Here is a 23,873-nt window from a genome sequence, read left to right on the forward strand (position 1 = left end):
ATACTTGCAAAATCTACGCATTGGTTCCTGGCGCACGAACCAGTTACGGCAAAAACCTTGATGAGAAGTACCGGCTAACCGGTCATTTTTTTATTGCCGCCAGTTTATTATACACATCCTCATAAAACCGCAGCGTTGCTGCACTGTCGATCCAGGCGGTATGGTACAGAACAAAGACCGGGATCTTTTCGGTGGCAGGAACAACGATGGGAGAAAGGTTCTTTAAACAACCCTTCTCGGTCAGTGTATCAATGGCAATGGAATTGTCTTTTAAAATATACCGGCCAAGGTTCATCGCTTTTTCCACCCGCATGCAGCCGTGACTGAAGTACCGTTTGTTTAAACCAAACAGGCTTTTGCCGGGCGTGTCGTGCAGGTAAACAGTAAAGGGGTTGTAGAAATTGAGTTTTATCAGTCCCAGTGCATTGTCGCAACCTGTCGACTGGCGGATGGTGTACGGGAAATTGCCGGGGCCCAGTGCACTCCAGTTGACGCTTCCGGGGTTCACCACTTTGCCGTTGCTGTTCAGCACCTGGTAATTATTCGCATTGAGGTAGCCGGGGTTTCTTTTGATGTAGGGCAACAATTCTTTGGTTGCGATCTTGTACGGAACATTCCAGTAAGGATACAGGATCACTTCGGTGATGGTGCTGGATAAAGTAGGGGTGGGCGTTGATCGCTTGCCAACAATGATCCTTGATTCCATCACCACTTTGCCGTGTTCATAAAGGAGAAGCGTGGCAGAAGGTATATTCACCATCACCACATGCTGCTCCTGTTTGATGCAATGCAGCCAACGGATGCTGTTGAGTGTGATCTTCAGTTCTGTTACCCGTACATGCAACGGCACGTTCAGCGCCTGCACGATCGTACTTCGAAGCGCCCCATCGCTTAACAGGGAGAACAGGTTCTGCGCTTCTTTCAATTTAGTTTTTACGGCCGCTTCACTCAGGGTTAATGTATCGGAAGGGAGGAAACCTAATTGATAAAGACGTGTGAGCAGGTCTTTATTGGTACGGAGTATCTTCGAAGTTTTTACAACAGCATCTTTAAAACCTGCTGCGGCCATTGTTCGTTGGAACAAATTCAGTTTCGACCTCACGGCCAGGTATTCTGCCTGCCTTGGTTCAAGCTCGGCCATCATTACCGGAAAACGCCCAAAGGAAAGATAGGCATTGAGCAAGGCCGGAATATTGTAACAGGAAGGGCTGTATTTCACTCCGTGGTACCCAAGCGGCTCGGTTTTATTGCCCAGCATCAGGTCATGCAGGAAATGGATGGCCGCATCGGTAAACTTTATTTCAGCAACCAGGGAATCATATTCGGTTGCAGCAGGTAATTGTGCGGAACGGTAGGCCTTTAATAATCCAGGTTGATAATCGCCCTGCGCCAACCCGAATGTTTCTGCAGACTGTATGTTGCCTGCAAGCAGGGTAAGGTTGCTGCTGTTCTGCTTTGTGAGCCAGGAAAAACCGTGGCCGTTGAGGCCATAAAATTCTCTTACTTCTTTTGGGTACTTAATTCCGGAAGCCGGAAACGAATCGCTGCTGACAAAGGCCTTCAGCCTGTCGGAAAAAGACTGGGCATTTACAAATGCAGGGCAGAGGATCACCAGTAAGATGAATATTGAAAGGCGGTTAAAAACCATTATGCGTGAACTTTCTGCCAGCGTTTCAGATGCGGCAGTGCTTTTAGTGATTGTTGAATGATCCCTTCGGGGAGTTTGATCTTCCTCATCTGCTTCTCCACCAGTTCCTTCATCTGATCAAGTGTCATTTCCGGCTCCACCATGTTTCCGCCCTTGTAGCAATACCTGCAATACTCGGTACTTTTTGAGCCATCCATTTCGGTTCCCCTGTCGGCCATGTTATCAATAGGCATTGTACAACTCTGGCAAATAAATTCCGGGTACATAAAAAATAGTTTACGTTAATAATTTCATTTTACTTCTTGAACCATTTGCCGAACTTACCCATGAGCCTGTCCTCGGCTTTGCTGGCCAGCCTGGAAGCGAACCTCAGTGCCATCTCGGATAATATTCCCGAACCAGGTCTGTTCTCTGGTTCTGTTTTGCTTCGTAAGCCTGCCATTACCTGCCCGGCAATATTCTTTGGTGTAAGACTCGTTTTCACATCACGCCAGTCATACCGGATGGCTTTCTCCAGTTCGGCCCGGCGCATTTTAAGCCGATTCTTTTCTTCCTTTAGCTGCTTTGCATTTTTAAACTTTTTCATTGCCTTCCTCCTCGTCTTTGAATAATTGCTGCAAAATGGCATTCATGATGGGCAGCTTCAACAGCCTTACCCGCAGTGTCCACACCAGCACAGCAAACAATAAATAAATACCGGCAACGATCAAAAAACCCCAGTAATATTCGCCGGTAAGTTTAGCAAAAACAAAAGCCAGGGCCACACTGCTGAATACCAGGAAAAAAATAAAGACCATCAGCACGATGGCCACGGCAATGATATTAGACAACACACCCGACGTTTTCTCGGCAATGCTCAACTTGGCCGATGTGATGTGGTTATTCACATACTCTTTTACGTGTTCGGCCATTTCTTCCACTTTGGCGAATGTGTTTTCCATTACGGGCTGTTTTGCTTTTTATTTTGTTTATGCAAATTCCTCCACTTTCTCTTTTAGACCGGTTTTCAGTTCATTCAGTTTTTCCATTCCCTTGCCGAATTTGTGCTTTACATCATCGGTCATTTTTTTTCCTTCATCTACAATTTTTTTCCGGGTATCGGAACCTTTACCCGGGGCAAACAGGATCCCCAGAACAGCGCCTGCGGCAACGCCGGCTGCAAGGGCAACGAGTATTTTACTGCTGTTTTTCATTTTGATTTGTTTTAGTTGTTTTGCCGGTATTTACCGGTAAACAAATATTAGGTTTTTTTCTGCTTTTTTCAATGATAACTGTCATCAAATATTTTGACCCTTGTCATTGCAGTGGCGGGCTTGCGGCGATAAGTTTACAAAAAAATCATGCAAAAGATCATCGCCGCATTCGACGGCCTCAAATATTCAACCAGCACAAGGGATCATGCCATTGCCCTGGCCCGGTCCGGCAACATGCACCTGACGGGTGTTTTCCTGGATGATGTTACCTACACCAGCTACAAGGTTTATGAGCTGATCACCAAAGACGGGGTATCGGATAAAAAGCTGAAACAGCTGGCTAAGAAAGACTATGATACCCGTAACAAGGCGGTTGCTGATTTTGAAAATGCCTGCCGGAAGGCCGGCGTGGAATACAATATCCACCACGACCGGAAAACCGCCCTGAAAGAACTGCTGCACGAAAGCATTTATGCCGACCTTATCATCATCGACAGCAAAGAAACGCTTACACATTACGACGAAAGCCTGCCCACCCGTTTCATACGTGAACTCCTTACCGACGTGCAGTGCCCGGTATTGCTGGTACCCCAGAAATATAAACCCATCGAAAAGATCGCATTGCTCTATGACGGCAGGCCATCATCGGTTCATGCCGTACGGATGTTCAGCTACCTGTATCCGGCACCCGCTGCCATGCATGTAGAAGTGATCTCGGTGAAGGGAATGGGGAACGACATGCATTTACCCGACGGTAAACTGGTGAAGGAATTCATTAAGAATCATTATCCCAAAGCCATTTTTAAAGTATTGAAGGGATTGCCGGAAATAGAGATCGTGAAACACCTGGCACAGGAAAATAAAAATGTACTGGCGGTGCTGGGCGCTTACCGGAGGGGGACGGTATCCCGCTGGTTCAAGGCGAGCATGGCCGATGAACTGATGATCGAATTAAAAACCCCGCTGTTTATTGCACATACCAGGTAACCGGGTTTCATGAAAGTTCAGGCACCACTCCAATTCATAAAGATCGTTCATACGGTTATCTGGCTTTTTTTCAATGCCGTGCTGTTCTATTTGTTCTATGCCGTGATCGCCAATAAAATTGATAAATGGGTATGGATAGGGATTGGCCTTTTTTTACTGGAAGGTATTGTGTTGCTCCTCTTTAAAAATTTCTGTCCCCTGACCATTATTGCCCGTAAGTATTCTGACTCAACCAGGGATAATTTTGATATTTACCTGCCGGAATGGTTAGCGAGGTATAATAAAATTATTTACACAAGTCTGCTTGGAGTTATAATTTTGATCCTCGTATACCGACTGCTGTCAAATTGATATAAAATTGGATTCTATTACCCACATAGCTATTGGTGCCTGTATCGGCGAAGCTTTTTTTGAAAGAGGCTTTGGAAAAAAAGCCATGGTATGGGGTGCCCTTGCACAAAGCATCCCGGATATTGATTTTATCGCCGGGTTGTGGTCTTCGCCTGCCGGCGACCTGCTGGCTCACCGGGGTTTCACCCATTCCATTTTATTCGCCTTGCTCATCATCCCGGCCTTTGCCTTATCGGCCGACAGGATCCACCGGCCGCATAATATTGCCTTCCGTACCTGGTTATTGTTTTTTACAACGGAGGTATTCGTTCACCTGTTCATTGATGCATTTAATAATTACGGCATCGGCTGGTTCGAGCCGTTCAGCCATGTCCGCTATTCATTCAATACGGTTTACGTGGCCGACCCGTTCTTTTCGTTGTGGCCGGGTATTGCATTGTTCATGCTGGTCATTTTGAACCGGTACAGCCCCAAAAGAAGATTCTGGTGGCGGCTGGGTGTGATCCTGCCTTTTCTTTATCTCGGGTATTGTACCATCAATAAAATAAAGATCAACCGGGATGTGCAGCAGGTATTTGCAAAGCAGCACATCCCGCATGAAAGATATTTTACCACGCCGGCCCCGCTGCAAAACTGGTTGTGGTATGTGGTGGCAGGAAATGACAGCGGGTATCACGTCGGCTTCCGTTCCCTGTTCGACAGTAAAAAGGAGATCCGCTTTGAATATTTTCCCAGGAATGATTCGTTGCTTAAGCCCGTAGCCATGGATGAGGACGTGCACAAACTCATCCGGTTCTCCAAACAGTTTTATACCGTGGAAAAATGGAAGGATACCCTTGTGTTCAACGACCTGCGTTTTGGCCAGATCATCGGATGGGAAAATCCAAAAGAGAAATTCGTGTTTCATTATTACCTGCAATACCCGGAAGACAATAAGATGGTGGTGCAGCGGGGGCGCTTTGCCGGCTGGGACTGGGAAGTGGCAAAGAATTTCTGGCGCCGCATTAAGGGTGATTGATGCATCACAGCTATGATGGAATTCCGGGATACTAGGCTTTGTGCTTAAAATAAAAAGTGAATAAATAAAAAACGGTACGAATGAACTGGTAAGAAAGCCAGCGGTTGAACTGTTTAAAAATATTGTTTGTTTTGATGTGCTGTTCAAAAGTAATGCGGGTGCAATCTTTCTCAATGATCTGCTGTAAAACCTGCCTTGTTTCTTTTGCAAATGCGGGGTTGCGTACGTCGAGGTTCAGTTCAATGCTTGCATAGGCGCTGATGTTATTGATATTATAGGAGCCGGCCGTCATCCATTCCTCATCAGAAACAGCCATTTTACCATGCAGGATGTTCTTCTGGTATTCATAGAGTTCAATGCCGTTCCGCAATAACCAGTCGTACAACCAGCGTTCTGCATTTTTAGCCACTTTCACATCTGAATTGCCTGCAGCGATCACCCGGATGGAAACCCCCCGTTTAATGGCATTTACCATTTGCCGCCGGATAAAGATGCCTGGTAAAAATAACTGCAGAGGATGGTTACTTCCGACCGGGATGAACGCAATATTTTCACGTAGGTGGATGATATCTGGTTCTTGCGCCTCACCCAGTCGTTACGCCGCATCCGGACTTCGCTCTGTTCTTCCGGCAAAAAATCAAAACTTACCTGTTTTTCTTCGCAGGGGGTTATGCCCATGTTCACCGGGTAACTCTTCCACGATTTCCAGCAAAGCACACAAAGTTCCCTGGCAACTTCCCCTTCCACGAACAAAGCAAAATCAAGCCATGCGGGTTGCCCGGGCATGTCGTTGTAACGGTTGCTGATGTTTACGCCGCCAACCAGTGCATACCGGGTGTCAACCACCGTCATTTTATGATGCATGCGCCTGCCAAAATAAAAGTACCGGCTTTTGAAAAACGTTTCAAAAAAACGGAAATGGATGCCGGCATTTTTCAGGTCGGCGATGAATGATTTTGACATTGCCTGCGAAGCATACCCATCGGCCATGAGATGAACCTCCACGTTTCGCAGCACGGCTTCTTTCAGCGCATTGGCCACCAGCCTGCCCGTCTCGTCATCTTCATAAATATAGGTTTGCAGGTGTATACTTTCTTTCGCCATGCCAATAAGCTGAAGCAGTTTATCAAAATAGGCCCTGCCTCCCCGGATGAGCTGCACCTTGTTCTGTATGGTAAAATTATTTTTTATGGAAGCATGATTTTATTTCTTCAGCAGGGTTGTTTTCTCCAGTTCTCCGGCGCCCAGCCTTTTTTCCGGCGGAATATAACGGTAACCGAACAGGTCATAAATGCTTTGCTCCGTTTCACCGGCCAGCCTTCTGCCGGTCTTGTTCTCAAACACCCCGTATTCATTCATCTTCCAGCCCTTTTGTTTTGCGATCAGCCGCAGTTTGATATTGTGTTCCTTGCTGCCGGTAAAATAAAAAAGGGCCGAGCCGTATTGAGCGGGTTCCACCACCCGTATGTCAACCTGTACCTGGCTGCTGTACAGCTGCACGCTTGCTTTTGTGTCACCGGCGGCCAGCACTTTTTCGATCAGCGGTATCTTGATGAACTGTTTAACGATCCTGTGGTGGTCTCTTTTTTGCGCCACGATGATGATATCAATATCGCCGATGGTCTCTTTCTTCCGGCGGATGCTGCCGGCAATTTCAGCGTGCTCCACAAACGGTATTTGCTTTATCTCTTCCAGGACCTTATTGGCGATCGCCCGGGCTTCTGTTAGCGGGATCCTTTTTTTCTCTTTATCGGGTTTCAGTAACGCTTTTAATTTTTCGGTCTTCTTTGCTGCAAAACCTTTTACGTTGGCCAGTTTTCCCACTTCAATGGCTTTGGCGAGCTGGCCGGGTGTGTTCACATGCAGTTCGTCGTGCAGTTGCCGGATGGTGGCCGGGCCAATGCCTTCTGCACTCATCAGTTCCAGCAGTTGCAGCGGGACCTTCTTTTTCAGTTTTTCGAAAGTGGCGATCTTACCGGTGTGAATGTATTCAATTATTTTTTGTGCAATGCTTTCGCCAACGCCTTTCAGTTCATCAAGCGCTTTTATATCATCCCCGTAAATATCCACAGGTTCTTGCATATTGGCCAATACGCCCGCCACGGTCTCGTAAGCCCGGGCCCGGAAACGTTCCTCCCTGCCCAGGTAAGCATAACAATCGGCCATTTTGCGGAAAATAGCCGCCAGTTCAGCATTGTGCTGCAAAGAAGCGGTTTTCTGTATTGCGGAAGCCATAAATTTCAGGTATTAAAATTATCATTCCGGGCAGGGCGGTTAAATGAGTAAAGTCATAGTATTCCGTGATTAGAGTTATAAAAAATCAGCGATTATAAAAATAACTTTAATACTCAACTTACACACCATGACACAAACATTTTCCCCCGAAGAAAAAGCCGTTCTGAATGCAGTGAAATACCTGCCGGCCATTTCCATGATCCTGCCATTTGAGCCAAAGATCAGCGTCAAGTCTGAACTGGAATACCGCCTGAAGATGGCTTTCAATAAAGTGGAGAAGGAGTTGATGAATAATTACCCGCCGGAAAAGGCTTCACCCATCATCAACAAGCTCCGGCACCTTATCCACGAACTTAATTTCAACACCCATAAAAAAAGCATCGCCATCTTTCTTTCCCCCATGGTAGAAAAAGTATTCTACCTGGATATCCCGGTAGAGGAGAAGGTGATCATTGATGAGACCTTTGAGATCCGTGACCTGGTTTACCAGAAAAAGCAGGAAGTGCAATACCTGGTGCTGATGCTGAGTGCAAAAAGATCCACCATGCACCTGGCCAATGGATCAGACATGCGGTTGATAAAATCCAACCGGTCTGAGCATACCCTCTTATCCGAAAAAGACCTTCCGGAAAGGGTGGCGAATTTCTCTGACCCCGACAACATGGCGGAAGTGTTCCTGGAAAAATTCCTTCACCAGATGGACGAAGACCTTACCCTGATGCTGAAGGCTTACCCGCTGCCTGTTTTTGTGATGGGCGCTGAACGGGTGCTCGGCCATTATAAGAAAATAACAAAACATGCCCAGGAGATAACTGATTTCATCCACGGCAATTATGAAGAACTGACCGAGCCTGAAATATTCAAGGTTGTTCAGCCATACGTAAGTAACTGGAGAAAGGTAAAAGAGATGGATGTGCTGCACCAGGTGGAAAATGCGATGGGAGCAAAAAAACTGGCACACGGAATTGAGGAGGTATGGCAGGCTGCAGCCCACAAGAACTGCCGGCTGCTGGTGGTGGAAAGGGGTTTCATGTACACTGCCCGCCAGGGCGCCGAACCGGATGTTATCTATAAAGAGAACTGCCTTCCGATTATCCCTTCTATATCAAGGATGCCGTGGATGATGTGATACAGAAAGTGCTGGAGAACGGCGGTGATGTGGAGTTTACAGAAGATGGCACACTGAAGGATTACGGGCGCATTGCGCTGATACAATATTATTGATCCATTCATATCAAAAACAAATAAAATGAAAAAGATATTGGTTGCCGTTGACTTTTCGGAAGCTTCCCGCAAGGCGATGGACTACGCGGCTGCGCTGGCCAAATCGTTCAATTCAGACATTGTTCTGCTGCATGCTTTTTATATACCCGTGCCGATGGGCGATGCCCCGGGTTATATCCCCCTTTCCCTTGCCGAAGTACAGGAAGAGAATGAAGCATTGATGCAACGTGAAATGGAATACCTGCAGGGCAAATACGGCATCGGCGCCGAAGTTTATGTGCGCTATGGCCTGGCAGCTGCCGCTATTAAAGAACTGGCAGCAGAGATCAATGCCGGCCTGGTGGTGATGGGCATGAAGGGAGCCGGTAAAACAGGCGGCATCTTCGGCAGTACGGTGATCTCGGCCATCCGCAAAGCAAAAGTTCCCTTATTGATCATACCCGAAAATGCGGAGTTCAGCTTTATCAAGCACATCAGTTTTGCCGCCGACTTTGAAGAAAGGCCCGGGACGAGACCGTATGAATTGCTGGAAGAGATCGCCGGGCATTTTAATGCCGATGTGCAGGTATTGCACGTGCAGAAGAGCGAGATGCTGATGACTGCCGGGGAAGCAGCAGGAAAGATCGGGACAGACGTGCTTTTCAACGGGTTGCCGCACAGTTTTCATACCATGGTGGATGCGGATGTTGAAAAGGGGATCGGCGATTTTATTGCCACACATCCCACCGACCTGCTGGTGATGGTGGCCCACCATCATAATATCTTTGAACGCCTGTTTGGTAAGGAACACACCAAACTGGTGGCCTACAAAACACAGGTACCGTTGCTGGTTCTGCACGATGCGTAGAAAAAAAATTACTGATGAGGGTCATCCTTTGTGTTGACGGCGGTCGTTTTTTCCGGGCCTGTCAAATGCTAACTTGAACAAGTAACAAGATTCAATAACAAAAAAACAAAGGAGGTTGTTATGTCAACAAAACCATTAATAAGAACAGGTGACTTGATGCCAACTGTCTTTAACGATTTCTTTAAACCATGGAATAACTGGTTTGACATGAACAACGGAGGCAGCCTTTGGGGAAATATGCTCACCATACCTGCCGTGAACATAGTGGAGGAAAAGGATGATTTCAGGATCTCATTGGCTGTGCCCGGTATGAAAAAAAGTGATTTCAGGATTGATGTGGAAGGAGACATGCTTACCATCAGTGCCGAGACCAGGGAAGAAAAAGAGGAGAAGGAGAAAAAGTTCACGCGGAAGGAGTTTAACTATACTTCTTTCAGCCGCACTTTTACCATTCCAGACGGAACAAAGGCCGACAAGATCGACGCCCGTTATGAAGATGGGGTTTTAAAACTCCTGATCCCAAAAACTGAAGAAACCAGGAAACTTGAGGCTAAACACATAGCCGTTAAGTAAGCAGGCTTCTGTCCTGTTTAATTACCCTGCCGTACAGGGCGGCAGGGTTTCTTATTTTCTGTACTGAACATTTTTAAACATTTTGTTATGAAAAACATTCAAATCATTGCAGCAGCCGTTTTGCTGCTGCTGTTTACAAGCTGCTCCAGCAGCCGGATAACCAGTTCCTGGAGCGCAGCGGGCAGTGCTCCCAAAAAATATAATAAAGTGATGGTGCTTGGATTGATCCGGGACCAGGACCGGAGCATTTGCCAGTTCATGGAAAACCATTTGGTGGGCGACCTGAAAGAACTTGGCTATAATGCCGTTTCAGCCCAGGCACAGTTCGGGCCAAAGGCATTTGAGAACATGTGCGAAAAAGATGCGGTGGACAAGATCCGCAACAGCGGCGCAGATGCCGTGGTCACCATTGTGCTGCTGGACAAATCAAAAGAGCAGTATTATGTGCCGGCGCAAAGGCAGAACCTGCCCCGTTCGGTTTACTACAACCGGTTTGGAGGCTATTATACCACCATTTACGAGCGGATATACACACCCGGCTATTACGTAACCGATACCAAGTATTTCTGGGAAAGCAATCTGTACGACATGAATACAAAGGACCTTGTGTATTCTGTACAAACAGAATCTTTCGACCCGGCCTCTTCTGAAAGCCTGGGACATGAATATGGTAAACTGATCGTAGAGGATATGATGAAGAAGAACGTAATGATAAAGCAGTAAATAGTTACTGCTTTATCCTTGTGCAATATCCGTCATGCTTGATAATGAAGAGAACACAACCCCTATCTTTTTTCAAAGCGGCCGGTAAGTTTATTGATCCGGATACGGTACATGATTGGTTTTACCCGGTTGCTGTCATCGATCTTTCCTTTTTCCTCATGCCCGTATGAATGAACGGTACTGCTGGTCATTAAGGGGAATACCCTGTTGAAAAGGATATCCCTGGCCTTCTCCGAATCTTTTTTGCTTTTCAGTTCCTCGAATTCGCCAAATACCAGCACCGATCTCCAGTTCCGCATATCGGTCATCATGTCTACTTCAAAACATACTTTGGGATTTTTGCGGAGCAGTTCCAGTTTCATGCCCTCATTGATCTGCCCGTAAATGTATTCCCCATCGTAGGTGTAAGTGAGGGGAACGATGTACGGTTGATCTCCATCAGTACAGGCAAGCCTGCCCAGCACCTGGCTGGAAAGCACATTCTTTATTTCCATTTCGTTCAGTTCGCCCAGCATGTTTACGCATTTGTTGAACAAATGTATCATTCCGGGGCAGCGGCAGAAATGACAAGCATCACCATTCCCGGTAACAATGCTCATTGATTTACCAGTTGCATTACCGTTACTTTAGAATGTAAAAATGACAAGATGAAAGACGATCCCAAAAAGATACCTGAAATTCCGCCGGTAAAAGACCCGGAGATACACCCGGATGCTGTCCCCGATCTGCCACTGGCACCGGATGAGGATCCGGAGATCATTCCGGACGAAGACCCGTTTGAGAATCCGCCGCCTTTTGAGATACCGGAGCCGGGAGAAGGGCCGTAGGCGAGGGAGGAGTAGTAAATAGAGTAGAAAGTATATACAGTGAAAAGTAAATAAAGGAGGAAGTGAGAACGCTGTTATTCATATTGGTTTGTTTTGTTGCCATTACTTCAATTGCATCAGGAGCGTTGATGATCAGCGATCCCGGTGGGGCTGTGATGCAGCTTTCTCCCAGCCTGCTGGAGGGTACACCGTTCAGCGATTTCAGGGTGCCGGGAATTATCCTGGCAGCACTGGTTGGGGGTGTTAACCTGCTGGCGGCTTTTTTTAACATGAAAAGAAGCCCCCGCCGTTACCACTGGGCAATGGCGGGTGGCATCCTGGTCAGTGGCTGGATCGTCGTCCAGGTGTCGCTTATCGATACTGCTCACTGGCTGCATTTTATTTACCTTGGCGTCGGGATCATCATCATGCTCACTGCTTACCAACTGATGGGCAAGGCGCTTATTTAAGTGTTACAAGGACCGGATCATGAACAGCACCATACACGATATCAGTAAAATAAGATTCACGATGCAAACGGCCTGGTTCGCCACAGTTCTGTTGCTCATCATGTCTTACCGGCAGGTGAAAGACCTGGTCGTTTTCATCTTATCAAAAGGGTACGAATTTATTATTCAACAAAATGAAATTAAACCATGATCATAGAAATCAACGATAGCAAAACCATCGGTGACATACAGGACAAGTTCAGCACGTTCTTTCCATTTCTTAAGATCGATTTTTATGAACGTCCGCACCATTGGCACGAAGGCTCGGAATCAAAAACTGCCTTCCCCCGGGATAAAAAATTAGGTGAGATACGGAAGAACCATCCGCATGGTGCACTGGAGATCCATTCCTGGTACCGCACGGGCGACCTGGAGCAGGCATTTCACAAGAAATTCATCCTGAATGTTCAGGTGCTGCGCCTGCACGGCAATCATTGGGTGCAAACAGCCGGTACGGATAAGCTGACATTGAAAGAGCAGAATGAGATCGGCCGCAATGCAACGGTTGAGAACAACTCCCTGATCGATTCTGTAACAGAGCGGAATAATTTGTATTGAGAATTTTATTGAACCACAACTTGTCCCGCTAATGGCGGGATAGGCATATAGGAAACATAGTTTATTTTTTGTCCGGGTTCTGTGTTATCAATGTATCTAGGTAGTACTCTATGTTCCCGTGTAGTTCAATCTGGTTCAATCTGGTTGAATGTTGTTGAATGTTGTTTTTATGCATTCTCTATGTTCCTATCCCGCCCAAGGCGGGACAAGTTGTGGTTCCCAATATTTTCTTATTTTTTCTTCACTTCATTCCTCCGGATAAGTACATTCACTGCTTCCCATTCCGGTACATTGTCTGTTACCAGTTTCAGCATTCCTAAGAACGGGATGAATAAGATCATGCCGCTGACCCCCCACAGAATTCCCCCGGCAATGATGGCAACCAATGTGGCCCAGGTGCTGATGTTCAGCTGGGTGGCCACCACCCGGGGAAAGATCACATTCGCTTCCAGGTACTGTACAAAAACAAATACGGCTACCACGCCAACCGGGTACCAGATACTGTCTTTGGTTATCCAGGCAATGGTGATGGGCAGCAGTGCACTTACAAAAATACCGATGTAGGGAATGATGGTCATGATGGCGGTGAGGAATCCAAAGAGGATGGCGTGTTTGATGCCCAGCACCAGCAGGCCGATGCTGTTGAGAACTCCTACGATCAGGTAAACGAATACCATTCCCTTGATAAAATGAAAATAGGTGATGATGGTTTCATTGAGTATGCGGTGCAGCCGGTCTTTGTAATCATCGCCGGTCAATTTTTCCAGGAACAAAACAAAATCTTTCCGGTTGTACAGGAACAGGGCCGCAAAAACAGGGATGATAAAAAGGGTGAACAGCCCGGACGCTGTCTTATTGACAATGCCTGCCACCATGCCGGATGAATTACCGGATATGTTCTCCGATGTTTTCTGCCACCATTCATTTTGTGAGGCAATGGTTATGTTGAGATTGGCTGCAAGCCAGTTCTGGAGATCGGTGAGCGTTGGCAGGAGTTTGGCCTTCAGTTCGGGAAGGTCCTGCCGGAACGTATTGAACTGAAGCACCAGCAGCCATACGAGTAAGGAAAATACAAGTACTACGATCAGCAGCCCGGTGGTTACTGCCATGCTTTTGGAAAATCCGTGTTTCTCCAGCCAGCGGCAGACGGGATAAAGAACAATGGCGATGAAAAGGCCATAGAACAGGGGGATGAACAGGGTTTGACCGAAATACAAAAGCAATACCAGCATTGCGATAGCCGGCAGGTACCGTAACGCAGCCGTTGCACTTAAATTTTGATTTGCCATAACTCAGTAAAAATAACTGGTTTTATTCTCTAAGTTCTCATTATCCTTCAGAAATTTGTATGAGCAATGTGGGCATGCACAGTGACTGATATCAGCGCCTGCCCGGCAGCCGTGGCTGATTTTTGAATTTCAGTATTAACCGGGTATGTTATTTTCAACCGACATATGGAAATTGCTGGCAGGGGTTGCCATTTTTTTGCTGGGCATGCGGTTCCTGGAAGACTCGCTGCAGCAGCTGGCCGGCCGTTCCTTTAAATTATTCCTTAAAAAACAAACGTCATCAAAACCAAAAGCCGTTCTGGGCGGGGCCCTCGTAACCGGTATCTTACAAAGCAGCAGCGTGGTGAACCTGATGGTGCTGGCCTTTGTGGGCGCTCATGTGATGCCGATGCAAAATGCGCTGGCGGTGGTATTGGGTGCCAACCTGGGCACTACCCTCAGCAACTGGATCATTGCCACCGTTGGATTTAATTTCAACATTGAGTATATAGCGTATCCGCTGGCAGGTGTGTTTGGCATCGGGATGACGCTGGTAAAAAAAGAAAGCTTCTTGTACAAATGGAGTAAATTCCTGTTTGGGTTTGGTTTTTTATTCATTGGCCTCAACTTCATGAAGACGGGGATGGAAGACACGGTGAAACAGGTTGACCTCGCTGCATTCAATCATTACCCGGTGATCTTTTTTTTACTGCTTGGTTTCATCATCACATCGCTCATTCAATCCAGCACGGCAACCATGGCCATATTATTAAGCGCCCTGCATGCCAATGCCATCGGGCTATTTGCCGCCACAGCCGTTGCACTGGGTTCCGAAGCGGGCACTTCCATAAAACTGCTGCTGGCATCTGTTAAGGGACTGCCTGATAAGAAAAGAGTGGCATACGGGAACCTGATCTTTAACATCGTAACGTCGTTGATCGTTTTTATTTTCCTGCTGCCTGTGAACCGGTTCATTACCGGCGTGCTGGGCATTGGCGATGACCTGCTGGCCCTGGTGTTCTTTCAGAGCCTGGTGAATGTACTTGCCATCATTTTGTTTTATCCTTTCCTGAGACCGTTTGGAAGATTCCTCGAAAAAAGATTTACCGCTGCCGATGATGAGTCTCATTTTATCCATAAGGTAAATGTGCGGGATACTGAGTTGGCCATGCTGGCGCTTGAAAATGAAGTGAAGCATTTTATGCTGCATACGATCGGTTTTACCCGGGCTGTATTTGAGATGCCGGATGCGGAACTGCTTAAAACCCTCCCGGGAAAGGACCGTGGGCAGAATGACATGAAGCATTATTATGAAACCCTGAAACAGCTTCACGGCGAAACACACGGCTATGCCATGAAACTGCAGGACAACACTACAGCCGATGCAGCCCTTACACAAAGGCTGGAGCAGTTGATCGCATCCAACCGGAATACCATGTATGCAGCCAAGAATATAAAAGACGCTTTACCCGACATCAGCCAGTTGCGCAATTCATCCAATAATACCAAGTACGGGTTTTACCGTGACGTGGCGGACCGGTCAGATGATTTTTGTAAAAAGATCACCCATCTTCTGCTTCATGAAAAGCCCGCATCCTGTTTTGGAGCATTGAATGAGTTGTTCCGGTCCGTTACCAAAAGCTATTCGCTCATTTTACAGCAACTGTACAGGGAAAACCTGGATGCCGGCTTATCGGAGATCGAGATATCCACCCTGATCAACTTCAACCGGGAAATGTATACGGCCTACAAATCTTTTGTATTTGCCCTGAAGGATTACCTGCTTGATGAAAAGCAGGCTGCTTATTTTGATGAATTGCCCGGTTTTATCAGGTAAACGGTTGATACTCAGTACCCCTGTTTTAACAAATCCGAAACAAAAGACGGGCGATCTTTGCAGCGTTCAAGCACAGACAAAACAAAGCACATGAAAAACCCAACATTAAAGAGAATATTCTTCTTCCTGGTCATTCTCGTTTTCATTCTGCCGCTCCCCTTGCTGTTTGCAAAGGGCAGGCCTGCCGGATCCTTGAGTTCCATAAGCATTGGTACAGCAGATTCGTCTGTTATCCCGGGCAACAATAAAGGGGCTACCAGGTCTTCTGTACTGTATGAAGATCTTCAACTGGACCAACGGGGCCTTTCCCGCCAGGCTTTTGAGTATGCCCTCCAGGGTTTTGAATACCTGCGGCAGAACGGCGAAATTGAGAACCAGGACGTGATCTCCATTGTTGATTTCAGCCTGCCATCTTCCGCCAGGCGGTTATTTGTAATTGACCTAAACAGTCAGAAGATCCTGTATAACACGTATGTGGCCCATGGCAACAGGTCGGGCAGGGAATATGCCAGCCAGTTCTCCAACAAACCCCAAAGCAACAAGAGTAGCCTGGGTTTTTATAAAACACTCAGCACCTATATGGGCGGCCATGGATATTCTTTGAAGCTGGAGGGATTGGAAAGAGGGATCAACGATAATGCCAACAGGAGAGCGATCGTGGTACACGGCGCGGCCTACGTCAGCGAAGGCCTGGTAAATGCCCAGGGTTATATCGGCCGCAGTCTTGGCTGCCCCGCATTGCCCGAAAAACTGCACAAGCCCATCATTGATAAAATAAAAGACGGCAGTTGCCTGTTCATTTTTGCACCAGACAGGAATTACCTGGCCAGTTCAAGGATATTGAAAGAAGCGGTGATGTGAGACCTTGATTGTGCGGGATGCCTGCCGATGATGTAATTATATTTTAGCAGCCTTGGTTCGTGTCTCACGAACCATTTTTTATACGCCTTGGTTTGTGACGACGAACCGGGGCGAAAGACGAATGAAAAAATAACTCCGTTATATAAAATTCGCTGACATTTGCAAAAATTTCTGATTTATGCTGATAGAGATATTAAAGTCTAAAGTGCACCGGGCGGTGATTACCGAAGCCAACCTGAATTATGTAGGCAGTCTTACCCTGGATGAGGACCTGATGGATGCCGCCAACCTGATCGAACATGAAAAGATACAGGTGGTGAATGTGAACAACGGTGAACGGATAGAGACCTATCTTATAAAAGGGAAGAGAGGAAGCGGCGTGGTTTGTCTCAATGGCCCTGCCGCCCGTAAGGGAGCAGAAGGAGATGTCGTGATCATCATTTCCTATGCCACGATGGATTTTGAAGAGGCCAGGACATTTAAGCCAGTGGTCATTTTTCCGAAGGAAGGGAATAAGTTATAGTATCGTTAGCCCCGGTTCCTGCGCCTTGGCTCATGACTCAGGAACCAATTCCGGTAAATTAATTCCGTTTCGTATACCAGGAAACGGGGCTGGCCGGCACATTTCTCCGCCTTGGTTCGTGTCTCACGGACCATTTTTAGTTCCGGTTCATGCGCCATGAACCGGGGCCGGCACATTTCAAAATCTCCCCAGTTCTCAATACCTTCACAAAAAATAGTTTTATGAGTTTGCGTACAAAATTACAGGGAACGGGTGTGGCCATTGTTACTCCCTTTAAACCATCCATGGAGGTGGACTATGATGCCCTGGGTAAACTGATCGATTTTATCATCGGGAACGGTATTGAATATATTGTGAGCCTGGGTACCACCGGTGAAACGCCCACACTGGATACGGAAGAAAAGTTCGACATCATTCATTATACCTTCGAGCGGGTGAACAACCGGGTGCCCGTGGTGGTAGGCGTTGGTGGCAACAACACCCGGGAAGTGATGGAAAACCTGCAGAGTTACCCATTGGAAAAAGCAATTGCCGTATTAAGCGCCAGCCCATATTACAACAAACCATCCCAGGAAGGGATCTTTCAGCATTATAAGAACCTGGCCGATGCAAGTCCCAGGCCGGTGATCTTGTATAACGTGCCGGGCAGAACGGGCAGCAACATCAGCGCCGAAACAACCTTGCGTTTGGCAAAGGAAGTACCAAATATCGCCGGCATAAAAGAAGCCAGCGGCAACATGGTGCAGTGCATGCATATACTGCGTGACCGTCCCGAAGATTTCCTGGTGGTGAGCGGCGATGATCATCTTACCTTACCATTGATCGCCTGCGGCATGGACGGGGTGATCAGTGTGGCGGCCAATTGCTTCCCCAGGGATTTTTCGGATATGGTGCGGTATTGCCTGGGAGGAGATTTTGCTTCGGCAAGGCCGCTGCATAATAAATGCCTGGAAGGTAATGACCTGTTGTTTGCAGAGAACAATCCTGCCGGGGCAAAGGCATTCCTGTCGGAAATGGGGATCATTAAGAATGTGCTGCGGCTGCCACTGGTTCCGTTGAGCAGCAGCATACACCAGAAGGTAAAGGTTTACCTTGGGAAATGAATACCTGTACCACTTAGGAACATAGAGAATGCATAAAACAACATTCAACAACATTCAACCAGATTGAACCATATAGGAACATAGAGAATACATAAAAACGACATTCAACCCGGTACACAAATAAATTCTGTATGAAAAACATTTTGTGCCTCCTTGCATTTATTATTGCGTTTGTAAGAACGGAGGCACAGGTCAATGTTGTTTTCAAACTCGCAAAATCTCCTTCTGCTCATCCAGGCGACAGCATTTTTCTTGCCGGCAATTTCAACAACTGGGACCCGGGTAACAGCACGTATGCATTTTCTTTCAACAGCGACAGTGTATTGCAGCTTACTGTGCAGCTTGCGCCCGGTAACTATGCGTACAAGTGTACCCGGGGCAACTGGCAAAAAGTGGAAGCGGACAGCAATGGAAAAGATATTGAGAACCGGTTCTTGCCCCTGCGGTCAGATACCAGCATCGGGATAAACATCAATGCCTGGAAGGATGATCTTCCCCCGGTGGAAAAAAAACATACGGCAGGCAGTAATGTGCAGATCATGGACACGGCTTTTTTATGCCGCAACTGAACCGGACAAGAAGGATATGGCTTTACCTGCCGGAGGATTATGCCAAAAGCAAAAAGCGCTACCCGGTATTGTATATGCACGACGGGCAGAATCTTTTTGATGAATCCACCGCTGCTTTCGGCGAATGGGGCGTGGACGAAACGCTGGATTCAATGATCAGCAAAGGAAGGGCCGCCTGCATCGTGGTGGGCATTGAAAATGGCCCGCAGCGGGTGAATGAATACAATCCTTACGAGACGGAACGTTTCGGGAATGGGGAGGGGGATGTCTACCTTGATTTTATTGCAGAAACACTCAAGCCGTATATGGATAAGCAGTACCGGACACTCCCGTCCCGGGAGCATACGCTCATTGCAGGCAGTTCGGTGGGAGGGCTGATCTCTTATTATGCCATGCTGAGAAGGCCGGATGTCTTTGGCAAGGCAGGCATTTTCTCACCCTCGTTCTGGCTGGCGCCGCCCATAAAACAATTCACCGATTCAGCAGCGGGTAAAATGAATGGAAAATTCTTCTTCTACATCGGAGCAAAAGAGGGAGATTCTTTCATACAGGATATGCAGGAGGTTCAGGAATTGCTGGGTGCAGGATCTTCGGCCATGATCTATTCGGTGATCGACCCGGCCGGCAGTCATCATGAAAAGGCATGGCGGAAATGGTTCGCTGAATTCTACGGCTGGATCATGGCGGATGGATTTAATTATGTGGTGCGAACCAGGGAATGACCAATGACTAATGACTAATGACTAGTGTCTAATGACCAATGTCTCAAATAATATAGCAGCTCCCCTGTATGGCCAGTTCCGTATTTTTAAAAACGGCTGATGTTTCTTTCAGGAATTCATCCAGGTTATCATATTTTGAACTGAAATGCCCGATCAGTAATTTTTTTGCCCCGGCTTTTTTTGCGATTTCGGCTGCCTGTACCGTGGTGCTGTGAAAGCGTGCTGCTGCCCGTTCATGCAGGTCTTTCAGGTAAGTTGTTTCGTGGTAGAGCAGGTCCACATCTTTTACTTTTTCTGCCAGGGTCTCATCATAAATGGTATCTGCACAGAAGGCATACGATTTTGATCTTGGCCCGGGTATGGTCACTTCTTCGTTGGGTACAATGGTCCCTTTTTTATTTGCATAATCGAAACCCTGCTGAAGTTTTTCATAAAAGGATGCGGGGATCTCATAGATCCTGGCTCTTTCCGCATTTACTTTCCGCAGGTTCCTTATCTCCCGGAATAAAAATCCCCAGCAGTCGATGCGGTGCTGTACTTTAAAACATTCCACCGTCATCTTACTGCCCTTGACGATCATTCCTTCTTCTTTTAAAGGATGAAAATGCAGGGGATAGGAGAGATGGGTAGCGGCAAACTTCAGCTGCATATCGATCAACTGTTCCAGTTCCGGCGGCGCATGAAGGTGCAGGTCCTGCGTACGGTTGAGCAGGCTCATACTGGTGAGCAGGCCGATCAGCCCGAAATAATGGTCGCCGTGCAGGTGGGAGATGAAGATGTGATTGATCTTGCTGCGTTTTACTTTGTACCTGGAAAGCTGTACCTGGGTCCCTTCGCCGCAGTCAATTAAAAAACTTTCGTCCATGGTTTGCAGTACCTGGGCCGTTGGATTCCTGTCGAAGGCAGGAATGGCTGAATTGTTTCCTAAAATGGTTAGTGCGAACAAAATGGGTTGTTTATAGTTTGAGGTTTGAGGTTTGAGGTTTGAGGTTTGAAGTTTGAGGTTGGTTCTTTGAAATAGGATGTGTCCACAACCTCAAACTTCAAACTTCAAACCTGTCAATCATCTTTCAGCAATTCCCTTTCTATCTCTTCCATCTGCACAATATCCCATGCTTCACTTTCGGATGGCGTTATATTCATCCCATCAAAAAAATCCTTCCGGGCAAATGTCTTTTCCACTCCGGGTTGCAGGCAACATATTACAAAGGAATGCCCTGCCGCATAAAACTGCTGCTGGGTGCCGGCGATCTTTTCTGCCGCTTCCTCTTCCATTGCCTTAACGTCCTGCATATTCAAAACAATATGCGGTATGTCTTTTTGCAGGTAGGAAAGCAACAAATTTCCCAGTTCCTCTGTCATATTAACAGACAAATCAGCATCCTGCGGCGTAATTACAGTAAATCGTTCTTTGGTATCTATTTTGACTATTATCATGACAGGTAGCGTTTACAACTTGTTCTTTGTAAAGTAAAGGAAATTTTGGTTTTGTCCGGTTATGTATTTCCGGAAGCGAATCATCTTTTTCCGGGCAGTGGAAGGTGCCGGTAACAGTTTTTTAACTTTTTAACATATTAACATTTGCCGTTTCCCGTAAACTATATCTTTAAAATAATCGTTATCATTGTACAAGCTAAATTCAATATAAAATGGATAATAATTTTTCAGCCCAGGTAAAAGAAATAATTTCTTACAGCCGGGAAGAAGCGCTCCGGTTGGGAAATGATTTCATCGGCACGGAACACCTGGTTTTGGGATTGATAAGGGACGGAGAGAATACCGCTGTGAAGATCTTAAAATCACTCAACATCGACCTTTTTGAACTCCGCAAGGAAATAGAGATAGCCGTAAAGGACAAGACCGGCAAGAACATCGCAAACATCAACTCCCTTCCCCTCACCAAGCAGGCCGAAAAAGTGATACGCATTACGGTACTGGAAGCCAAGGCACAGAAAAGCGCCCAGGTGGAGAGCGAACACCTGATGCTTTCCATCCTCAAGAACAAAGAGAATATTGCCACACAGATACTGAACCAGTTTGATGTGGACTATGATGTATTTAAAAATGAACTTGGGTTCGTCACCAGCAACCCTCCCTCTGCTGAATTCAGTGATGAAGGAGAAGAGGATTTTGAGGATGAAAAAAAATACAGCCAGCAAAAATCGCAACGTGCCGGTGCCGGCAACCAGCCCAAGACAAAAACGCCCGTACTTGATAATTTCGGTCGTGACATCACCCGCCTTGCCGAGAACGGTTCACTGGATCCCATCGTTGGCCGGGAGAACGAGATCGAACGGGTATCACAGATACTTTCACGCCGCAAGAAAAATAATCCCATACTTATCGGTGAGCCCGGGGTTGGTAAAACAGCCATCGTGGAAGGGCTGGCATTGCGGATCGTGCAGCGGAAGGTTTCCCGTGTATTATTTGATAAAAGAGTGGTTAGTCTTGACCTGGCAGCCCTGGTTGCCGGTACCAAATACCGGGGCCAGTTTGAAGAGCGGATGAAAGCCATCATGAATGAACTGGAGAAGAACCGGGATGTGATATTATTTATTGATGAGATCCATACCATTGTTGGGGCCGGTGGTGCCAGTGGTTCACTGGATGCTTCCAATATTTTCAAACCGGCGCTGGCAAGGGGAGAACTGCAATGCATCGGCGCCTCTACCCTGGATGAGTACCGCATGCACATAGAAAAGGACGGTGCATTGGACAGGCGTTTTCAGAAAGTGATCGTTGACCAGCCTTCGGTGGAAGAGACCATTGAGATACTTAACAACATAAAGAGCAAATACGAAGACTATCACAATGTTACCTACAGTAATGATGCCATTGAGGCTTGTGTGAAACTGAGCGACCGGTATATGACCGACCGCCTCTTGCCCGACAAGGCCATTGACGTGCTGGATGAAGTAGGTGCAAGAAAGCACATCAAGAATATCAATGTGCCGGAAGAGATCATTGACCTGGAGAAAAAGATCGAAGACATAAAACTGGAAAAGAATAAAGTGGTGAAGAGCCAGCGTTTTGAGGAAGCTGCCTCGCTGCGGGATACAGAAAAGCGTTTGCAGGAAGAACTGGAAGCAGCAAAGAATGCCTGGGAGGAAGAAAGCAAACACAAGCGTTACCCGATAGAAGAAGAAGATATTGCCGAAGTGGTTTCGATGATGACCGGGATACCGGTGAAAAGGATGGTACAGGCTGAAACGGAGAAACTCCGCCGCATGGCCAACGATCTTCAGGGTGCTGTGATCGGGCAGGATGAAGCCATTTCAAAAGTGGTGAAAGCCATACAGCGCAACCGGGTAGGATTGAAGGATCCTAAAAAACCGATCGGTACATTCATTTTCCTTGGCCCCACCGGCGTAGGTAAAACCGAATTGGCACGGGCGCTTGCCCGGCATATGTTCGACAGTGATGATGCATTGATACGGATCGATATGAGTGAGTACATGGAGAAGTTCACGGTAAGCAGGCTGATCGGTGCACCTCCGGGCTATGTAGGTTATGAAGAAGGAGGCCAGCTGACCGAACGGGTACGCCGCAAGCCTTATTCTGTTATCCTCCTGGATGAAATAGAAAAAGCACACCCGGATATTTATAATATATTATTACAGGTGCTGGATGATGGCCAGCTTACCGACGGAATGGGCCGTAAGGTTGATTTTAAGAACACACTCATCATCATGACCTCCAATATCGGGGCCCGCCAGTTGAAGGACTTTGGGGACGGAGTGGGTTTTGCTACTGCCAACCGGATGGAAAATGCAGACGAGAACAATAAAGCAGTGATCGAAAAGGCCCTGAAGCGTACCTTCAGTCCCGAGTTTTTGAACCGGATCGATGACGTGGTGGTATTTAACTCACTCAGCAAGGAAAATATCTTTGCCATCATTGATATACTGATGCAGGGGGTAATGAAGCGTTTGTCGAACCTTGGATTTACCATGGAACTGACCGAAAAGGCCAAGGAATTCATAGCAGACAAGGGGTATGACTCCCAGTTTGGTGCAAGGCCGCTTCACAGGGCCATTCAAAAATACCTGGAAGATCCTTTGGCAGAAGAGATCCTGAACATGAATATCAAGAACGGCGATGTAATGGTTGCCGAGCTGGATGAAGCCGCCGAAAAGATCAAATTCACCCTTAAAGAGGAAGAAAAAAAGAAGGAGAAAAAGTCCGAGGTATAAATATTACCGGTAACAGGTTTAAATGCCATCCGCCTTTGGCGGATGGCATTTTCATTTTGTGGATAAAACTTCCTCTTTTAAATCGTTGACAATGTAACACTTATAGAATTGTAGTACGGTTTCTA

The 23,873-nt window shown here is 46.9% G+C and carries 30 protein-coding genes; 18 read left to right on the plus strand and 12 right to left on the minus strand.

Translation table 11 applies throughout. The features are described from left to right. Nucleotides 1-82: 82 nt before the first annotated feature. Genes IPJ02_14265 through IPJ02_14285 form a run of 5 tightly spaced genes read right to left on the minus strand, consistent with a single transcriptional unit; the run spans nt 83 to nt 2,841 of the window. Entirely contained in the window at nt 83-1,648 is a 1,566-nt protein-coding gene (locus IPJ02_14265) for a L,D-transpeptidase family protein (GenBank protein MBK7376666.1), read from the minus strand. Beyond that, nucleotides 1,648-1,914: a zinc ribbon domain-containing protein gene (locus IPJ02_14270; GenBank protein ID MBK7376667.1), complete on the minus strand. Its 267-nt coding sequence runs from the start codon at nt 1,912-1,914 to the stop codon at nt 1,648-1,650. Before IPJ02_14270 ends, IPJ02_14265 begins: the two co-directional genes overlap by 1 nt. Nucleotides 1,915-1,943: 29 nt before the next feature. Continuing rightward, nucleotides 1,944-2,234 carry a hypothetical protein gene (locus IPJ02_14275; GenBank protein ID MBK7376668.1) on the minus strand — a complete coding sequence of 97 codons (291 nt, stop codon included), beginning with the start codon at nt 2,232-2,234 and terminating at the stop codon, nt 1,944-1,946. Further along, nucleotides 2,221-2,589: a phage holin family protein gene (locus tag IPJ02_14280; protein MBK7376669.1), complete on the minus strand. Its 369-nt coding sequence runs from the start codon at nt 2,587-2,589 to the stop codon at nt 2,221-2,223. Before IPJ02_14280 ends, IPJ02_14275 begins: the two co-directional genes overlap by 14 nt. A gap of 27 nt (nt 2,590-2,616) precedes the next feature. Continuing rightward, entirely contained in the window at nt 2,617-2,841 is a 225-nt protein-coding gene (locus tag IPJ02_14285; GenBank protein MBK7376670.1) for a YtxH domain-containing protein, read from the minus strand. A 147-nt stretch (nt 2,842-2,988) separates the two neighbouring features. Here IPJ02_14285 and IPJ02_14290 point away from each other — a divergent pair, with 147 nt between their 5' ends. From IPJ02_14290 to IPJ02_14300, 3 genes are read left to right on the plus strand one after another with little or no spacing between them, the layout of a single operon-like run. Then, nucleotides 2,989-3,828, plus strand: coding sequence for a universal stress protein (locus tag IPJ02_14290; protein ID MBK7376671.1), 840 nt, complete (start codon nt 2,989-2,991; stop codon nt 3,826-3,828). Between the two features lie 9 nt (nt 3,829-3,837). Next, on the plus strand, nt 3,838-4,179 hold the full coding sequence (locus IPJ02_14295; protein MBK7376672.1) for a hypothetical protein: 342 nt from the start codon (nt 3,838-3,840) through the stop codon (nt 4,177-4,179). Between the two features lie 7 nt (nt 4,180-4,186). Further along, nucleotides 4,187-5,197, plus strand: a complete 1,011-nt coding sequence (locus tag IPJ02_14300) for a metal-dependent hydrolase (protein MBK7376673.1) — start codon at nt 4,187-4,189, stop codon at nt 5,195-5,197. Nucleotides 5,198-5,228: 31 nt separating this feature from the next. On the opposite strand, the gene IPJ02_14305 is transcribed toward IPJ02_14300, so the two are convergent. Genes IPJ02_14305 through IPJ02_14315 form a run of 3 tightly spaced genes read right to left on the minus strand, consistent with a single transcriptional unit; the run spans nt 5,229 to nt 7,432 of the window. Then, on the minus strand, nt 5,229-5,672 hold the full coding sequence (locus IPJ02_14305) for a hypothetical protein (GenBank protein ID MBK7376674.1): 444 nt from the start codon (nt 5,670-5,672) through the stop codon (nt 5,229-5,231). Next, nucleotides 5,666-6,358, minus strand: coding sequence for a hypothetical protein (locus IPJ02_14310; protein MBK7376675.1), 693 nt, complete (start codon nt 6,356-6,358; stop codon nt 5,666-5,668). Before IPJ02_14310 ends, IPJ02_14305 begins: the two co-directional genes overlap by 7 nt. Nucleotides 6,359-6,400: 42 nt before the next feature. After that, entirely contained in the window at nt 6,401-7,432 is a 1,032-nt protein-coding gene (locus IPJ02_14315) for a hypothetical protein (protein ID MBK7376676.1), read from the minus strand. A gap of 127 nt (nt 7,433-7,559) precedes the next feature. Between IPJ02_14315 and IPJ02_14320 the strand changes: the two genes are divergently transcribed. From IPJ02_14320 to IPJ02_14335, 4 genes are all read left to right on the plus strand, one after another. Continuing rightward, complete coding sequence (locus IPJ02_14320) at nt 7,560-8,561, plus strand: hypothetical protein (GenBank protein ID MBK7376677.1); 1,002 nt, start codon at nt 7,560-7,562, stop codon at nt 8,559-8,561. 120 nt (nt 8,562-8,681) lie between these two features. Beyond that, complete coding sequence (locus IPJ02_14325) at nt 8,682-9,503, plus strand: universal stress protein (GenBank protein ID MBK7376678.1); 822 nt, start codon at nt 8,682-8,684, stop codon at nt 9,501-9,503. A 120-nt stretch (nt 9,504-9,623) separates the two neighbouring features. Further along, nucleotides 9,624-10,076 carry an Hsp20/alpha crystallin family protein gene (locus tag IPJ02_14330; GenBank protein MBK7376679.1) on the plus strand — a complete coding sequence of 151 codons (453 nt, stop codon included), beginning with the start codon at nt 9,624-9,626 and terminating at the stop codon, nt 10,074-10,076. Between the two features lie 87 nt (nt 10,077-10,163). Next, the gene (locus tag IPJ02_14335) at nt 10,164-10,799 is read left to right on the plus strand and encodes a hypothetical protein (protein ID MBK7376680.1); all 636 of its coding nucleotides are present in this window, start codon (nt 10,164-10,166) and stop codon (nt 10,797-10,799) included. Nucleotides 10,800-10,861: 62 nt separating this feature from the next. On the opposite strand, the gene IPJ02_14340 is transcribed toward IPJ02_14335, so the two are convergent. Then, nucleotides 10,862-11,398 carry a pyridoxamine 5'-phosphate oxidase family protein gene (locus tag IPJ02_14340; GenBank protein MBK7376681.1) on the minus strand — a complete coding sequence of 179 codons (537 nt, stop codon included), beginning with the start codon at nt 11,396-11,398 and terminating at the stop codon, nt 10,862-10,864. Between the two features lie 48 nt (nt 11,399-11,446). Here IPJ02_14340 and IPJ02_14345 point away from each other — a divergent pair, with 48 nt between their 5' ends. The 4 genes from IPJ02_14345 (at nt 11,447) to IPJ02_14360 (ending at nt 12,672) form a co-directional block, all read left to right on the plus strand. Further along, nucleotides 11,447-11,626, plus strand: a complete 180-nt coding sequence (locus IPJ02_14345; GenBank protein MBK7376682.1) for a hypothetical protein — start codon at nt 11,447-11,449, stop codon at nt 11,624-11,626. A gap of 62 nt (nt 11,627-11,688) precedes the next feature. Next, a complete protein-coding gene (locus IPJ02_14350) occupies nt 11,689-12,075 on the plus strand; it encodes a hypothetical protein (protein MBK7376683.1) in 387 nt (128 codons plus the stop codon). A gap of 19 nt (nt 12,076-12,094) precedes the next feature. Further along, nucleotides 12,095-12,265: a hypothetical protein gene (locus tag IPJ02_14355; protein ID MBK7376684.1), complete on the plus strand. Its 171-nt coding sequence runs from the start codon at nt 12,095-12,097 to the stop codon at nt 12,263-12,265. Continuing rightward, entirely contained in the window at nt 12,262-12,672 is a 411-nt protein-coding gene (locus IPJ02_14360) for a hypothetical protein (protein ID MBK7376685.1), read from the plus strand. Before IPJ02_14355 ends, IPJ02_14360 begins: the two co-directional genes overlap by 4 nt. A gap of 230 nt (nt 12,673-12,902) precedes the next feature. Here the strand turns inward: IPJ02_14360 and IPJ02_14365 are convergent, their stop codons facing one another. Beyond that, entirely contained in the window at nt 12,903-13,961 is a 1,059-nt protein-coding gene (locus IPJ02_14365) for an AI-2E family transporter (protein ID MBK7376686.1), read from the minus strand. A gap of 145 nt (nt 13,962-14,106) precedes the next feature. Here IPJ02_14365 and IPJ02_14370 point away from each other — a divergent pair, with 145 nt between their 5' ends. From IPJ02_14370 to IPJ02_14395, 6 genes are all read left to right on the plus strand, one after another. After that, entirely contained in the window at nt 14,107-15,777 is a 1,671-nt protein-coding gene (locus IPJ02_14370) for a Na/Pi cotransporter family protein (protein MBK7376687.1), read from the plus strand. Nucleotides 15,778-15,867: 90 nt separating this feature from the next. Beyond that, nucleotides 15,868-16,638 carry a murein L,D-transpeptidase catalytic domain family protein gene (locus IPJ02_14375; protein ID MBK7376688.1) on the plus strand — a complete coding sequence of 257 codons (771 nt, stop codon included), beginning with the start codon at nt 15,868-15,870 and terminating at the stop codon, nt 16,636-16,638. Between the two features lie 178 nt (nt 16,639-16,816). Then, a complete protein-coding gene (locus tag IPJ02_14380) occupies nt 16,817-17,161 on the plus strand; it encodes an aspartate 1-decarboxylase (GenBank protein MBK7376689.1) in 345 nt (114 codons plus the stop codon). A 221-nt stretch (nt 17,162-17,382) separates the two neighbouring features. Beyond that, nucleotides 17,383-18,264: a 4-hydroxy-tetrahydrodipicolinate synthase gene (locus tag IPJ02_14385; protein MBK7376690.1), complete on the plus strand. Its 882-nt coding sequence runs from the start codon at nt 17,383-17,385 to the stop codon at nt 18,262-18,264. Between the two features lie 131 nt (nt 18,265-18,395). Next, the gene (locus tag IPJ02_14390) at nt 18,396-18,833 is read left to right on the plus strand and encodes a glycogen-binding domain-containing protein (GenBank protein MBK7376691.1); all 438 of its coding nucleotides are present in this window, start codon (nt 18,396-18,398) and stop codon (nt 18,831-18,833) included. Continuing rightward, nucleotides 18,821-19,555, plus strand: a complete 735-nt coding sequence (locus IPJ02_14395; protein ID MBK7376692.1) for an alpha/beta hydrolase — start codon at nt 18,821-18,823, stop codon at nt 19,553-19,555. Before IPJ02_14390 ends, IPJ02_14395 begins: the two co-directional genes overlap by 13 nt. A 43-nt stretch (nt 19,556-19,598) precedes the next feature. Here IPJ02_14395 and IPJ02_14400 read toward each other — a convergent pair whose 3' ends face one another. Next, the gene (locus tag IPJ02_14400) at nt 19,599-20,501 is read right to left on the minus strand and encodes a ribonuclease Z (protein ID MBK7376693.1); all 903 of its coding nucleotides are present in this window, start codon (nt 20,499-20,501) and stop codon (nt 19,599-19,601) included. A 113-nt stretch (nt 20,502-20,614) separates the two neighbouring features. Beyond that, on the minus strand, nt 20,615-20,989 hold the full coding sequence (locus IPJ02_14405) for an STAS domain-containing protein (protein ID MBK7376694.1): 375 nt from the start codon (nt 20,987-20,989) through the stop codon (nt 20,615-20,617). A gap of 215 nt (nt 20,990-21,204) precedes the next feature. Between IPJ02_14405 and IPJ02_14410 the strand changes: the two genes are divergently transcribed. After that, entirely contained in the window at nt 21,205-23,748 is a 2,544-nt protein-coding gene (locus tag IPJ02_14410) for an ATP-dependent Clp protease ATP-binding subunit (GenBank protein MBK7376695.1), read from the plus strand. Nucleotides 23,749-23,873 lie beyond the last annotated feature (125 nt).

Source organism: Chitinophagaceae bacterium (assembly GCA_016710165.1).
In the GTDB taxonomy this organism is placed as follows: Bacteria; Bacteroidota; Bacteroidia; order Chitinophagales; family Chitinophagaceae; genus Ferruginibacter.

Coding starts and splice junctions, on each gene's coding strand:
- IPJ02_14265 (MBK7376666.1), bottom strand. CDS start 1,648: ATGGTTTTTAACCGCCTTTCAATATTCATCTTACTGGTGATCCTCTGC.
- IPJ02_14270 (MBK7376667.1), bottom strand. CDS start 1,914: ATGTACCCGGAATTTATTTGCCAGAGTTGTACAATGCCTATTGATAAC.
- IPJ02_14275 (MBK7376668.1), bottom strand. CDS start 2,234: ATGAAAAAGTTTAAAAATGCAAAGCAGCTAAAGGAAGAAAAGAATCGG.
- IPJ02_14280 (MBK7376669.1), bottom strand. CDS start 2,589: ATGGAAAACACATTCGCCAAAGTGGAAGAAATGGCCGAACACGTAAAA.
- IPJ02_14285 (MBK7376670.1), bottom strand. CDS start 2,841: ATGAAAAACAGCAGTAAAATACTCGTTGCCCTTGCAGCCGGCGTTGCC.
- IPJ02_14290 (MBK7376671.1), top strand. CDS start 2,989: ATGCAAAAGATCATCGCCGCATTCGACGGCCTCAAATATTCAACCAGC.
- IPJ02_14295 (MBK7376672.1), top strand. CDS start 3,838: ATGAAAGTTCAGGCACCACTCCAATTCATAAAGATCGTTCATACGGTT.
- IPJ02_14305 (MBK7376674.1), bottom strand. CDS start 5,672: ATGGTAAATGCCATTAAACGGGGGGTTTCCATCCGGGTGATCGCTGCA.
- IPJ02_14315 (MBK7376676.1), bottom strand. CDS start 7,432: ATGGCTTCCGCAATACAGAAAACCGCTTCTTTGCAGCACAATGCTGAA.
- IPJ02_14320 (MBK7376677.1), top strand. CDS start 7,560: ATGACACAAACATTTTCCCCCGAAGAAAAAGCCGTTCTGAATGCAGTG.
- IPJ02_14325 (MBK7376678.1), top strand. CDS start 8,682: ATGAAAAAGATATTGGTTGCCGTTGACTTTTCGGAAGCTTCCCGCAAG.
- IPJ02_14330 (MBK7376679.1), top strand. CDS start 9,624: ATGTCAACAAAACCATTAATAAGAACAGGTGACTTGATGCCAACTGTC.
- IPJ02_14335 (MBK7376680.1), top strand. CDS start 10,164: ATGAAAAACATTCAAATCATTGCAGCAGCCGTTTTGCTGCTGCTGTTT.
- IPJ02_14340 (MBK7376681.1), bottom strand. CDS start 11,398: ATGAGCATTGTTACCGGGAATGGTGATGCTTGTCATTTCTGCCGCTGC.
- IPJ02_14345 (MBK7376682.1), top strand. CDS start 11,447: ATGAAAGACGATCCCAAAAAGATACCTGAAATTCCGCCGGTAAAAGAC.
- IPJ02_14355 (MBK7376684.1), top strand. CDS start 12,095: ATGAACAGCACCATACACGATATCAGTAAAATAAGATTCACGATGCAA.
- IPJ02_14360 (MBK7376685.1), top strand. CDS start 12,262: ATGATCATAGAAATCAACGATAGCAAAACCATCGGTGACATACAGGAC.
- IPJ02_14365 (MBK7376686.1), bottom strand. CDS start 13,961: ATGGCAAATCAAAATTTAAGTGCAACGGCTGCGTTACGGTACCTGCCG.
- IPJ02_14370 (MBK7376687.1), top strand. CDS start 14,107: ATGTTATTTTCAACCGACATATGGAAATTGCTGGCAGGGGTTGCCATT.
- IPJ02_14375 (MBK7376688.1), top strand. CDS start 15,868: ATGAAAAACCCAACATTAAAGAGAATATTCTTCTTCCTGGTCATTCTC.
- IPJ02_14380 (MBK7376689.1), top strand. CDS start 16,817: ATGCTGATAGAGATATTAAAGTCTAAAGTGCACCGGGCGGTGATTACC.
- IPJ02_14385 (MBK7376690.1), top strand. CDS start 17,383: ATGAGTTTGCGTACAAAATTACAGGGAACGGGTGTGGCCATTGTTACT.
- IPJ02_14390 (MBK7376691.1), top strand. CDS start 18,396: ATGAAAAACATTTTGTGCCTCCTTGCATTTATTATTGCGTTTGTAAGA.
- IPJ02_14395 (MBK7376692.1), top strand. CDS start 18,821: ATGCCGCAACTGAACCGGACAAGAAGGATATGGCTTTACCTGCCGGAG.
- IPJ02_14410 (MBK7376695.1), top strand. CDS start 21,205: ATGGATAATAATTTTTCAGCCCAGGTAAAAGAAATAATTTCTTACAGC.